The 11,445-nt window shown below is 68.0% G+C and carries 15 protein-coding genes, 1 tRNA gene and 1 pseudogene; 1 reads left to right on the forward strand and 16 read right to left on the reverse strand.

Annotation, left to right across the window (positions count from 1 at the left end):
* A partial coding sequence (locus tag VN779_RS00630) for a M3 family metallopeptidase (RefSeq protein ID WP_325719064.1) occupies positions 1 to 285 on the forward strand: 285 nt, incomplete at its 5' end.
* A gap of 87 nt (positions 286 to 372) precedes the next feature.
* Here VN779_RS00630 and VN779_RS00635 read toward each other — a convergent pair.
* The 16 genes and pseudogenes from VN779_RS00635 to VN779_RS00710 all read right to left on the reverse strand — a co-directional run.
* Positions 373 to 444: transfer RNA gene (locus VN779_RS00635), tRNA-Gln, on the reverse strand.
* 114 nt (positions 445 to 558) lie between these two features.
* Positions 559 to 1,341, reverse strand: a complete 783-nt coding sequence (locus VN779_RS00640) for an HAD family hydrolase (RefSeq protein ID WP_325719066.1) — start codon at positions 1,339 to 1,341, stop codon at positions 559 to 561.
* Between the two features lie 13 nt (positions 1,342 to 1,354).
* Positions 1,355 to 2,896: a glutamate--tRNA ligase gene (gene gltX, locus VN779_RS00645; protein WP_325719068.1), complete on the reverse strand. Its 1,542-nt coding sequence runs from the start codon at positions 2,894 to 2,896 to the stop codon at positions 1,355 to 1,357.
* A gap of 24 nt (positions 2,897 to 2,920) precedes the next feature.
* A complete protein-coding gene (locus VN779_RS00650; protein WP_325719070.1) occupies positions 2,921 to 3,724 on the reverse strand; it encodes a fumarylacetoacetate hydrolase family protein in 804 nt (267 codons plus the stop codon).
* Positions 3,725 to 3,815: 91 nt separating this feature from the next.
* A complete protein-coding gene (gene cimA / locus VN779_RS00655) occupies positions 3,816 to 5,396 on the reverse strand; it encodes a citramalate synthase (protein WP_325719072.1) in 1,581 nt (526 codons plus the stop codon).
* 337 nt (positions 5,397 to 5,733) lie between these two features.
* A complete protein-coding gene (locus tag VN779_RS00660; protein WP_325719074.1) occupies positions 5,734 to 6,015 on the reverse strand; it encodes a gas vesicle protein K in 282 nt (93 codons plus the stop codon).
* Positions 6,015 to 6,230 (reverse strand): gas vesicle protein, encoded by a 216-nt coding sequence (locus VN779_RS00665; RefSeq protein ID WP_325719075.1) that lies wholly within the window; start codon positions 6,228 to 6,230, stop codon positions 6,015 to 6,017. Before VN779_RS00665 ends, VN779_RS00660 begins: the two co-directional genes overlap by 1 nt.
* Entirely contained in the window at positions 6,223 to 7,032 is an 810-nt protein-coding gene (locus tag VN779_RS00670; protein ID WP_325719077.1) for a GvpL/GvpF family gas vesicle protein, read from the reverse strand. Before VN779_RS00670 ends, VN779_RS00665 begins: the two co-directional genes overlap by 8 nt.
* Positions 7,029 to 7,430 carry a gas vesicle protein gene (locus tag VN779_RS00675; protein ID WP_325719079.1) on the reverse strand — a complete coding sequence of 134 codons (402 nt, stop codon included), beginning with the start codon at positions 7,428 to 7,430 and terminating at the stop codon, positions 7,029 to 7,031. Before VN779_RS00675 ends, VN779_RS00670 begins: the two co-directional genes overlap by 4 nt.
* Positions 7,427 to 7,729: a gas vesicle protein GvpO gene (gvpO, locus tag VN779_RS00680; RefSeq protein WP_325719081.1), complete on the reverse strand. Its 303-nt coding sequence runs from the start codon at positions 7,727 to 7,729 to the stop codon at positions 7,427 to 7,429. The genes VN779_RS00675 and gvpO overlap by 4 nt, the downstream gene beginning before the upstream one ends.
* The gene (locus tag VN779_RS00685) at positions 7,729 to 7,998 is read right to left on the reverse strand and encodes a gas vesicle protein GvpG (RefSeq protein ID WP_325719082.1); all 270 of its coding nucleotides are present in this window, start codon (positions 7,996 to 7,998) and stop codon (positions 7,729 to 7,731) included. The genes gvpO and VN779_RS00685 overlap by 1 nt, the downstream gene beginning before the upstream one ends.
* Before the next feature lie 2 nt (positions 7,999 to 8,000).
* Positions 8,001 to 8,798, reverse strand: a complete 798-nt coding sequence (locus VN779_RS00690) for a GvpL/GvpF family gas vesicle protein (protein ID WP_414639540.1) — start codon at positions 8,796 to 8,798, stop codon at positions 8,001 to 8,003.
* Entirely contained in the window at positions 8,795 to 9,196 is a 402-nt protein-coding gene (gene gvpJ / locus VN779_RS00695) for a gas vesicle protein GvpJ (RefSeq protein ID WP_325719085.1), read from the reverse strand. The genes VN779_RS00690 and gvpJ overlap by 4 nt, the downstream gene beginning before the upstream one ends.
* A complete protein-coding gene (locus VN779_RS00700) occupies positions 9,193 to 10,170 on the reverse strand; it encodes an SRPBCC family protein (RefSeq protein WP_325719087.1) in 978 nt (325 codons plus the stop codon). The genes gvpJ and VN779_RS00700 overlap by 4 nt, the downstream gene beginning before the upstream one ends.
* A 5-nt stretch (positions 10,171 to 10,175) precedes the next feature.
* Positions 10,176 to 10,967, reverse strand: coding sequence for a hypothetical protein (locus VN779_RS00705; protein WP_325719089.1), 792 nt, complete (start codon positions 10,965 to 10,967; stop codon positions 10,176 to 10,178).
* A gap of 135 nt (positions 10,968 to 11,102) precedes the next feature.
* Positions 11,103 to 11,445, reverse strand: a pseudogene (locus VN779_RS00710) (MFS transporter); the annotation flags it as partial.

The raw sequence follows: 11,445 nt of genomic DNA on the forward strand, positions 1-11,445 counted from the left end.
TTTCCCGAGATTCCGCCGCGCTATCGGACGACCTATCACGCGCACGCCTGGCAGTTCGGATACGCCGCGGGCTACTACTCGTATATCTGGAGCGAGGTCCTGGACGCCGATACCGTCGAGTGGTACAAGGAGAACGGCGGGATGAAGCGGGCCAATGGGGATACGTTCCGGCGGGAGTTGTTGTCTCGCGGGAACAGTGTTGATCCGATGGACGCGTTTCGGGCGTTTCGGGGGCGTGATCCGCGGATTGAGCCGTTGTTGGCGAGGAGGGGGCTGGGAGGATAAGGGGCAGAGGGGAGGAGTGGTGGGGCGGATGGGGAGGAGGGGAAAAGAATTAGCGCGAATGCGGAGGCATTCGCGCTGAGAATTCTGCTGGGGTACCAGGACTCGAACCTAGACTAACAGAACCAGAATCTGCTGGGCTGCCAATTACCCCATACCCCATTGATACTGCTTGGCAAGCGTTGCGGCCGCGTGCATGCTGCGCTCGGCTGCGTCGCGTGGATTACTGTACCCGAGAGGGGCGGGATCACCCAACTCGGTAAGAGCAGGGGTGGATCAGCGCGTAGAGGTGCTGGCGGCGGGTGCTGCGGGCGCGGCGGTCGACGGCGGCACGGGCGCGGGGCTGGCGAGAAGGGCCGGCAGTTCGGCGAGGCCGGTGATGCGCTCGACCCAGGCCGGTGGGGCGGGATCGGTGGGGGCGAGTGCGTCGGGGCGGTCGAGCCAGACGCCGCGCAGGCCCGCTTGATGGGCGCCGAAGGCGTCGATGTGCGGTTCGTCGCCGACGAAGACCACGTCGGGGCCGGGTTTCAGGCCGAGGGTGGTGCAGGCGTGACGGAAGGCGTCGGCGTGCGGCTTCGGCGCAGGCAACTGGTCGAGGCCCAGGAAGCAGGCGAAGCGGTCGATGGTCAGGCCGACCGCCGTCATCTTGGCTATCTGATAATCGGTGTGCATGTTGGTCACGATGCCGACCGGGACGCCGAGCGCCGATTCGAGGTGATCGAGCGCTGCGCGCGCGTCGTCGAAGAGGCGAAGTTCGGCCTCCATATGCGTTCGGTAACCCGCGAACCAGGCGTCGGCTTCGTCGTCGGTGTACGGCAGGCCGGTCATTTCACGCACGCGGTCACGGCGCTGGCTCTCGACGGTGGCGACGCCGTCGAGATAGCGCTGGACGTGGATGCGCTCGAGCCGCTTCCACTCCGGGTACGCCCCGGGATCGGCCGCGTGGCCGAGGGTGGCCAGGTGCGTGTCGATCCCGAGGCGGGTGGCCCGTTCCAGGTCGATCAGGGTGCGATCGAGGTCGAACAGGACCGCGGAGACGGAGGGGGCGTTGCGCGACACGGTTATCAGACCGTCAGGCGATGGTCTGAGCGGCGGAGCGCAATCGGGCGAGGGTACGGTCGCGCCCGAGCAGTTCGATGGATTCGAACAGCGGCGGCGATACGCGACGGCCGGTGACTGCGACCCGGATCGCGGTGAACGCGACCTTGGGCTTGAGGCCGAGGCCTTCGATGAGCGCGGCGCGCAGGGCTTCGTCGATGGCAGCGGTGGTCCAGTCCGTGAGGCTGCTCAATGCTTCATTGGCGGCCTCGAGGACGGGCTTGGCCTCGGGTGTGAGGAACTTGGCGGCGTCGTCGGGCTCGATGGCGAAGCTTTCCTCAGGTGTGAAGAGGAAGCCGATCATGCCGAGGGCGTCAGATAGTACGACCATCCGCTCCTGGATCAGGGGGATGGTGGCGAGGAGCGTGTGCCATTCGGCATCGGTCGCGAGATGGCCTTCGGGAGCGGCGCCGGACAACAACCCGGCGTCGGCGAGGAAGGGCAGGATCCGCTTGGCTAGGTCCTCGGGCTCGAGGCGGCGCAGGTGTACGGCGTTGATCGCCTCGCACTTCTTCAGGTCGAAGCGCGCGGGGTTGACCGAGATGCGGGTGCCGTCGAATGCGCCGACCAGTTCCTGCTTGCTGAACAGCTCCTGGTCGTCACCCATGGACCAGCCGAGCAAGGCGAGGTAGTTGAGCAGCCCCTCGGGCAGGAAGCCCTGCTTGAGGTAGTAGCTGAACGACGCCTCCGGGTCGCGCTTGGACAGCTTCTTGTTGCCCTCCCCCATCACATAAGGCAGGTGGCCGAACTCGGGGACCCGCTCGGCGACGCCCAGGTCGATGAGCGCTTCGTGGAGTGGGAGTTGCCGCGGGGTGGAGGAAAGCAGGTCTTCGCCGCGCAGGACGTGGGTGATGCGCATGAGGGCGTCGTCGACTGGGTTGACGAGAGTGTAGAGGGGTGAGCCGTCGGCCCGGACGAGCACGTAGTCGAACACGTTCTCCGGCGCGAAGGTGATCTCGCCGCGGACCAGATCGTTCCAGCTCAGCGGCTTGTCGGGCATTCGGAAACGCAGCACGCTGGTGCGGCCTTCGGCCTGGTGCCGCGCGACCTGCTCGGCCGTCAGATTGCGGCAGGTGCCCTCGTATCCGGGAGTGCGCTTCTCGGCTTTAGCGCGCTCGCGACCGGCCTCAAGCTCAGCTGCGGTGCAGTAGCAGTCGTACGCGTAGCCGGCATCCTTCAACCGCGTGGCGATGTCGGCGTAGATCTCGGTGCGCTCGGACTGGCGGTATGGGCCGTACGCTCCGCCGATCTCGGGACCCTCATCCCACTCCAGGCCCATCCAGCGCAGCGTGTCGAGCAGCGCGCGGTAGGACGCCTCGGTGTTGCGGGCCGCGTCGGTGTCTTCGATGCGGAACACGAACGCGCCGCCGTAGTGGCGCGCGAAGGCATAGTTGAACAGGGCCGAGCGCACCATGCCGACATGGGGGTCGCCGGTGGGGGACGGGGGGAAGCGGACGCGGACGATACTGGCGGCGGCGTCGGTGGCTGTCGCGGCTGGGTCGGTGCTGCTAGTCACGCCAATTCTCTCTATCGCTCTGGATCAGTCGCGGCTGACTACGCGGTTGGTCAGGGTGCCGATGTGCTCAATGGTGACGGAGACGGTGTCGCCGATCTGGAGCGGGCCGACGCCTGCGGGCGTGCCGGTGAGGATCACGTCCCCGGGCAGCAGCGTCATCGCCTCGCTCACGTGCGCGACCAGGTCGGCCACGTCGCGGATCATCTGCGAGGTGCGGCCGGCCTGCTTGAGCTCGTCGTTGACCGTGCAGGTCAGCGCGAGGTCGGCCGGGTCGACCTCGGTTTCGATCCACGGGCCGAGCGGGCAGAAGGTGTCGAAGCCCTTCGCCCTCCCCCACTGCCCTTCGGCCCGTTGCAGGTCGCGGGCGGTTACGTCGTTGGCGCAGGTGTAGCCGAGCACTACATCTTTGACGCGTTCGCGGGGAACCTGGCGGCACAGCCGGCCGATCACGACCGCGAGTTCGGCCTCGAAGTGGACCTCTTTGGAGATCTCCGGGTACGCGATGGTCTCGTTCGGGCCGATGACGCTGGTGGAGGGCTTGAGGAAGGTGATGGGCACCTCGGGCACCTCGTGGCCGAACTCCTTGGCGTGGTCGGCGTAGTTGCGGCCGATCGCCGCGATCTTGCTGGGCAGCACCGGGGCCAGCAGCCGCACCTCGTCCAGCGGCCAGGCCCGTCCGGTCGGCTGCGGGTCGGGGGTGAACGGGTGTCCGGCCAGCTCGGCGATCACCAGCGCCTGCGGCCGATCCAGCTCGCCGTCGACCAGCCCGAAGCGCACCGCGCCGGCGTCGGCCGCGGTGTCGGGCAGGGAGAATCTCGCGATACGCACGGGTCTGAGCCTACCTGGCGGCGGGCACGGAGCCGGACGGATATTACGGGGGCTGTGGATAACTTCGAGCGGTCGGCTGCGCGCGGCGGGGTTACTTTCGCGCGCGCAGCAGACCGTAGGTGACGGCGTCGACGATCGCGGTCCAGGACGCGGCGACGATGTTCTCCTCAACGCCGATCGTGGACCAGCTCTCTTCGCCGTTGCTGGTCTCGATCAGCACGCGGGTGCGTGACGACGTGCCGTGGTCGCCTTCGAGGATGCGTACCTTGTAGTCGATCAGCTCCAGCCGCGCCAGCTCCGGGTAAAGCTGCCCGAGGGCCTGCCTAAGCGCGGTGTCGAGCGCGTTAACCGGTCCGTTGCCTTCTCCCGTGGCAATGATCCGCTCGCCCTTGGCATGTACCTTGACGGTCGCCTCGCTCACGTGCCGCCCGTCGGCCGTCTCCTCCACGATCACCCGCCAGGATTCGACGGTGAAGAACTCGGTGGCCGCCGCGCCGTCAAGTTCCGAGCGCAGCAGCAGTTCGAAGGAGGCGTCCGCGGCTTCGAAGGAGTGGCCGGAGGATTCGAGTTCCTTGACGCGGTCGGTGATGCGAGCGACGGCGTCACGGTCGTCGGAGAAGTCGTAGCCGAGCTGACGGCCCTTCAGTTCGATGTTCGATCGGCCGGCCATCTCGGAGATCAGTACACGCATGTCGTTGCCGACCACCGCCGGATCAATGTGCTGGTACAGGTCGGGGTCGGCCTTAAGCGCGGAGGCGTGCAGGCCTGCCTTGTGCGCGAAGGCAGAGAAGCCGACGTAAGGCTGCTTGCTGTACGGCGCGACGTTGGTCACCTCGGAGATCGCGTGTGCGATGCGGGTCATCTCGGCCAGCGCGTCATCCGGGACGACCTTGCGGCCCTTCTTCAGCTGGAGGTTCGCGACCACGGTGAACAGGTTCGCATTGCCGGTGCGTTCGCCGTAGCCGTTGGCGGCGCCCTGTACGTGCGTCGCTCCGGCGTCGATCGCGGCAAGTGAGTTGGCTACGGCGCAGCCGGAGTCGTCATGGCAGTGGATGCCGACGCGCGCCGAGGTGGTGGCGATCACGTCGGCCACGGCGTCGCCGACCTGGTTCGGCAGCATGCCGCCGTTGGTGTCGCAGAGGGCTACCAGGCTCGCCCCGGCCTCGACTGCGGTACGTACGCATTCGAGGGCGTAGGCGCGGTCGAGCAGGTAACCGTCGAAGAAGTGCTCCGCGTCGACGAAGACCCGCCGGCCTTCGCCGACGAGGTGCGCCACGGTGTCCCGCCACATCGCCAAGTTCTCGCGCAGGTCCGTCTTGAGCGCGAGTTCGACGTGCCGGGGATGCGCCTTCGCGACCAGGGTCACGATCGGCGCGCCGGATTCGCGCAAGGCGGCCACCAGGGGGTCGTCGGCGGCCTTCACACCGGATCGGCGGGTCATGCCGAACGCGGCGAGTTGCGCGTGCTTCAGGTCCAGCTCTGTTTGAGCGCGCCTGAAGAATGCGGTGTCCTTGGGGTTCGCCCCTGGCCAACCGCCCTCGATGAATCCGACTCCGAGCCCGTCGAGGTGCCGGGCGATCGCGAGCTTGTCGGCGACGGACGGGCTCAGGCCCTCCTGCTGCATGCCGTCGCGCAGCGTCGTGTCATAGACGTGGAAGGCGTCGCTCGTCATGTCGCTCCCTGACTCCTACGGCCAAAAACACTGCGTGCGGCGCTGCGTCCGACACTCCGACATCAAGCACTGTGCCTGATCAAACATGGTGCCTAATCAGCCCTGTGCTTGATCAAAACAAAAGACCCCTCGCGGTCGCGAGAGGTCTGCGCATCGGCTGCGGGTTGTCGATCAACCAGATCGGTCAACCCTGTGCAGATGCGCCGCGGCAAATAATCACCTGCCGGGTCCACATGGTGAGCGAGTCTGCCACGCTTTCGGCCGGGTGGACAACCGGGTCCGCGATGTGGACGCGGCGGCCGCGAAGAGTCGGGGATCAGAGCTCAGGAGTCAGGCTTCACGCTTCAGGCAGGAGCGTTCCCAGCGGGCCGAGGTCGAGATTGAGGTCGTCCGCGGTCAGCCCGAAGTGGTCGCGCAGCTGCGTCATGCGATCTTCGAGGGCCATGAGCGTGCTGCCGATGCGTTCGATCTGCTCGTCGGTGAGATCGCCCGCGTCCAGACGGCGCACCGCCTGGCGTTCCATGAGCTGCCGCAGCGCCTCGACCAGGGTCAGTACCAGCGCCACCAGCGATCGCTCGACGCCCTCCGGATCAGCGTCGATGCGTGCGCGCATGTCCATCACTGCACCTCCGGGTCGGTTCGTGCGGCCGCGGCGGGCGAGCCGGCCGTCAGCGCGCTGACCGACGAGAGCAGCAGCCGCAACGAGATCTGGACCAGCTCGATGTCGGCCACGCACAGCGTCACCTCGCCGGCGACCACGACCCCGCCGGCCAAGACCCGGTCGAGCAGGTCCACCAAGGAGACCGGGCGCGCCGCGAGCGGACCATCAGCCATGACGCTCCCCCGGTTGAGCCCCTTCCGGAACCGCGAACGAGTACGGCGGCCACGGACCGGTGAGCTCCACATCCAACCCCGCCTGCCACTCGGTGAGCTGCCGGACGAGGGCGTGGAACGGCTCGGTACGGTCCTGATCGACGAGGTACGCGGCATTAAGGATCATCCAATCCCGCCGACCCGTGAGCCGCGGGTCCTGCGCGGGATGCAGCCGGCTCGCCGCGCACAGTGGACGCAGCCTGGCGTGGATCTGCTGCGCCCATTCGCCGGCCGCGCTCTGTGCGGATTGCCTGGCTGCCAACTTGGCTCGCCGTCGCATCAGGTACGCGCTGCCTGCGCCGGACTGTCCGGTCGGTACGGTCGCGGCGTCTGGCGCGCTGAGCGAGTCAGCCAACGAGTCGGGGTCCACGTACGCCTTGACTCCCCACTCCGCCCGGCCGGTCACGGCCGCTAGCGCGCTCTGGAAGTCCCCACGCCTGCCGCGCAACAACTCCCGCACCCCGTCGTCGCTGCTGAACAACGTTGCCAGGCGTACCGGGACGACAGGCCCTCGGGCGGCCGCCGCCGCGACGACCGCGTCGTGGGCCCGGGCCGCTGTGGCGAGCCAGTCCAAATTCTCCAAGTGTCCCGCGAGCACATCCGGACCGAATCGTCGGGCATCGACGCTGCCGACGACGGCCGTCAGCGGTCCCTCGGTCAGGACGCGCACATCCTCACCGGCGACGCCGCGCACCGCCGGTGGCGAGCTGTCCGCGTCTCCTCGGGTTACCGCGTATAGCCATACGGTCTGACTGCCAGTCATGAGTTCTTGCCTCGCCGCGCCCGCCGCGGTTCGGGCTCCTCCTCGGCCTCCTCGTGCGCCCGCTGCCCCTGCTCCTGCGTCTGCTCCGCCGCCGTCAACTCCCGGCGCCCGCGCTCCTTCTGCGCCAACTCGCGCCGCTCCGCATCGCCACGCAGCCAGGGATCGTGCTCCCACCAGTCGATCCCCACCTCCTTGGCGGTCTCCAGCGACGCGATCACCAGACGCAGCTTGATCGTGAGCAACTCGATGTCGAGCAGGTTCACCCGGATGTCGCCGGCGATCACCAGCCCCTTGTCGAGGACTCGTTCCAGGATGTCGCCCAGATTGGTGGCTCGGTCGGCGGACTGCGCCTGCCCGCCGCCGAGCCCGGAGCCGAAGGGATCGGGGGCCAGCGTCACGGCGCCGCCCTCCGGTCATCGTCGCCGGTCGCGGCGCGCAGATAGCGGCGCTCGCGCCGGTAGGAGATCACTGCACCGTCCAGATCGATCTCGACCTCGTACAAGCCGAGCACGTCCGAGGTGCGGGGGAGCCTGGCCTGTTCCAGTACCTCGATTCCGATCAGCCAGCCGTCGTCGATGGGCTCCACGGAGGTGACCCCGATGGTCTCCTTGCCGACCATCGACGCGATGATCTTCAGCGCCGCGACGGCAGCCTCTTTGGCTCCGATGTCCTCGGTCTGCGCGCTGCGTTCCGCCATCACCGCTCACTCTCCTTCGGCTCTCGCGTCACCGCCTCCGGGGGACGCGGCTGCACCATCGCCTGCGTGACCGACGCCTCCAGGCGGGCCGCTTCCTCGGGGTCGATCTGTCCCTGCCGCTCCGCTTCATCGAGTGCTTCGAGTCGGTGGCGTACCGCAGCGGGATCACGCGTTTCGGAGTCGACCTGATGCTGGATCAGCCGGCCTACGCTGATCAGCCCGCGCATGGGCGCCAGCGGGAGGCCGACCGTCCAGGACAGCAAACCCATGGCTATCCCTCGGGGCCGCGGCCGGCGACGAAGTCGTAGGCCGCCACCGGACCGAGCACGTTCAGGTCGATGCGGCCGCGCTGCTGCTCGGCCCAGTCGTCAACCGCTTGTTGGAACGCGTCGCGCTTGTCCGTGTCAACGAGGTAGGCCACGTACACCGCGTCGCGTTCGTGCGTCGCCTCACGCAGCGCCGTGTCGAGCTCCAACGGCCGCAGCGCCTCGACCAGCGATGCGGTGTCCTGTTCGCGCTTGGCCGAGATCGCCCGGGTCAGGATTTCGCCGAGCTGGATCCGCTCGTTGCGGGTGGCGTCCTCGGGCGCGCCCGCGATCGCCTGTCGCAACCGCTCGGCGTCGGCGTTCTCGTTAAGCAGTTCGCGAAGGATCGCGCTTTCCTCGTAGCGACCCTTGACGATGTACTCCTCGCGGCCTTCCAGCAGCCGCAGCGCCTGCGCGAACTCGTCGTGGTTCGGGGCCAGTAGCTCGTCGGTGACCGCCTGCCGGTCGGCCAGCACGGCGCCGAAGCGCAGCGGCAAGACGGGCATCGCCGCGGCCGTGGCGTCGAGCAGCCGCGCGTGCGCGGAGAAATCAGCCGGCGTCCCGAGCCCGCGGTCCACCGGGATCTCGCTGACCAACGCCGCGACGTCGTCGTGCGCGATCACCTCGACCCGGGCCGGAGGTTCGCCGACGCCTTGCGCTTGATCCGTGGTCTCAACGTCCGCCGGCGCGATGCCGTAGACGTATATCGCCGTGCGCTGCCCGCTCTCGGCCTGCTTGACGGAAGTCTCGGCAGCCATGCTCATCGCCTCCGATCCCGCTCGGCGCGTTCGCGGTCGCGGTCGCGGCCGTTCTCGGACTCGCCGCCGGACAGCAGTCCGGTCAGCTTCTCGCCGGCGGCCTCAAGCGCGCCGGCCGTGCGCGATTTCGCGCCACCCTCGTTGATGTCGTCGAGCAGGTCCGGCAGGCCGTGCTGCTGCCCCTCGGTCAAGTCGAGGCGGTTGACGGCCTCAGCGAACCGCAGATAGGTGTCGACGCTCGCGATCACCACGCGTGCGTCGATCGTCAGCAGTTCGATGCCCACCAGCGACACCCGCACATAGGCGTCGATGACTAGACCCTTGTCGAGGATCGTGTCGATCACGTCGGCCAGGCTGCTGGCATTCGGCCGGTCGAGGCCGCCGCCCGCAGATTGCACGGTCATGAGCGCTCCTCCTCGTCCTCCTCTTCGTCCTGCTCGTCGTACTCTTCGTCGTCTTCGCCCTCGTCTTCGTCTTCTTCGTCTCGGTATTCGTCCTGGTCTTCGTACTGCTCGTCCTCATCGTCGCCGGGCCGGGAGACGACCTTGCCGTCACGGATCTCGCCACGCCAGCCCTCGACGTCATCCGGGTGCAGCAAGGTGTTGGTCATCACGTGCCGCTGGAAGTGCTTGAGTTCCAGGCGCACCCTGCGTCCCTGAGCCCGCCACATGTTCCCGGTCCGCTCGAAGAGCCCCTGGGGGTGATATTCGAGCACCACGATGACCTTGGTGAGATCGGGCGCGAGTTCGTGGAAGGTCACCGCGCCGTCCACGTACCCCTTCTCGCCCTTGGACCGCCACACGATCCGCTCGTCGGGCACCTGCTCGCGGATCGTGGCCTGCCAGCTGCGGTGCGACCAGAAGATCTGCGCCTTCCAGCTGAGCTTCTCCTCGGAGAGCTGCTCGACGCTCTCCACCTTCTTCATGAAGGACGGGAAGTCGCCGAACCGGGTGAACTGGTCGTAGACGACGTCGATCGGGGCGCCCACCTCGATCGACTCCACGATGTTGGTGATCTTCGCGTGGCCGCCCTTGCCGGACTTGCCGGAGGACTTGCCACCTGAGGTCAGCGCCTCGAGCACGCCGCTGCCTGCCTCTTTGAGCTTGCTCTTGGTGCCCTCCACGCCTGCGCTGAGCGCGGCGGACGGCGCGGCCTTCAGCGCCTTCGCGCCGACCGATGCGATGGCGTTCCCGCCGTTTGAGCCACTGGTGACGTCGCCGAGCTTTCCGACCGTGCTGCCGACCTTGTCGGTGAGGTTGGAAACCGCGCGCTGGGCGAGGGCGTCGACCAAGTGCTGTACCGACTCGCGCAAGTGGTCTGCGGGCTGCGCTACGTCGGTTGCCCGCTTCGCCGTTCCTTCAACTGCCTTGGTTGCCACGACCGTCACCTCCGGGTGCGGCGCTCGGCCGTGCCGCTCGTCGCGGTGCTCGAGCGGGTCGTTCGGCGGGCGGTAGCGGTACGCGGCTTCTCGGTGCGAGCCTCCGCGGCGCCGGTGCGCCGTTTCGCAGGTTCGGACCGACGCGATTGCGCCGGCTCAGCGCGACGGCGTTCCGCGGCGGCGCTGCTGCGCCGTTGCGCGGGCTCGGGCCGGCGGCGGGTTACCGGCCGGTACTCCTCGGGCTCGTCTTCGTCCTCTTGATCGTGATCCGACTCTTCGTCCGACTCACCGTCATCGTCGTCGTGCTTCTGCCCGCGGCCTTCGTCGCGCCCGCGCTTGGCCTTTTCCGGTTCCGCGGCTCGCCGCTTTCGCCCTCGGGCCCGGTCCGGCTCCCGCTCCTGCTCTTCCTCGTCTTCGTGCTCGTCCGAGTGCTCCGACTCGTCCGGCTCCTCCGACTCGTCTGACTCGTCCGGTCGCTCTTGATCGGCGCCGTTCTTGTCGGCGCTCGAGCTGCCGGAAAGCCGCTCGGTCAACGCGTCGATCCGGCGACTGGCAGCCGCTGTGGCCGCGTTTTTGGCCGCGGACGTGAGTTCTCCGCGCACGCTGCCGACCAGGTCCTCGATCGGCCCGGACGCGCCGAGTCCATCGACCGCGCGCCGCGCCAGCTCGCCCGGCGACTTGGCCAGACCGCCCGTCATCCCCGCCGCTGCGACCATGAGGGCGAGCCTCATCTTCTTCGTGCGCCCCATGAAATAGCCGGCCGCCACCCCCGCCGCGACCCTGGTTCCAGCTTTCATCGTGCGGCCTCCTGTGCCGTTGCTGAGGCCTCACGCGTTTCCCGGCAATCCGGTAGTAAACGGGTTTAAATCTGACGGCCCTTCATATTCAGGTATGAAGAGAGAGCCGTGGAGCTACAACGGATTTGAGTGGATCTACGCCGCGGCGGTCGGCACGTCGCGCATGCGGCGCAGCGGTGAGAAGAAGACGAAAAGCGCGGCCGCCCAGCCGCCGATCGCGGCGACGAACAGCGTGGGGCGCAGGCCGATCGCGGTGCCGAGCAGCCCGCCGAACAGCGCCCCGATCGGCAACGTGCCCCACACGATCCAGCGCACCGAGGCGTTCATCCTGCCGAGCAGTTCCGGCGGGCAGATCGATTGGCGATACGAGACCTGCGCGACGTTGTAGACCACGGCGGACATCCAGAAGGCCACGTACCCGAACCCGAAGAGCAACAGGCCCCAGCGCGGCTGCGCGCCCGCGATCATCAGCCCGAAC

The organism is Actinocrinis sp. (assembly GCF_035605935.1).
Classification (GTDB): domain Bacteria; phylum Actinomycetota; class Actinomycetes; order Streptomycetales; family Catenulisporaceae; genus Actinocrinis.

Coding starts and splice junctions, on each gene's coding strand:
- cimA (WP_325719072.1), bottom strand. CDS start 5,396: ATGACGAGCGACGCCTTCCACGTCTATGACACGACGCTGCGCGACGGC.
- VN779_RS00660 (WP_325719074.1), bottom strand. CDS start 6,015: ATGGACATGCGCGCACGCATCGACGCTGATCCGGAGGGCGTCGAGCGA.
- VN779_RS00665 (WP_325719075.1), bottom strand. CDS start 6,230: ATGGCTGATGGTCCGCTCGCGGCGCGCCCGGTCTCCTTGGTGGACCTG.
- VN779_RS00670 (WP_325719077.1), bottom strand. CDS start 7,032: ATGACTGGCAGTCAGACCGTATGGCTATACGCGGTAACCCGAGGAGAC.
- gvpO (WP_325719081.1), bottom strand. CDS start 7,729: ATGGCGGAACGCAGCGCGCAGACCGAGGACATCGGAGCCAAAGAGGCT.
- VN779_RS00685 (WP_325719082.1), bottom strand. CDS start 7,998: ATGGGTTTGCTGTCCTGGACGGTCGGCCTCCCGCTGGCGCCCATGCGC.
- VN779_RS00690 (WP_414639540.1), bottom strand. CDS start 8,798: ATGAGCATGGCTGCCGAGACTTCCGTCAAGCAGGCCGAGAGCGGGCAG.
- gvpJ (WP_325719085.1), bottom strand. CDS start 9,196: ATGACCGTGCAATCTGCGGGCGGCGGCCTCGACCGGCCGAATGCCAGC.
- VN779_RS00705 (WP_325719089.1), bottom strand. CDS start 10,967: ATGAAAGCTGGAACCAGGGTCGCGGCGGGGGTGGCGGCCGGCTATTTC.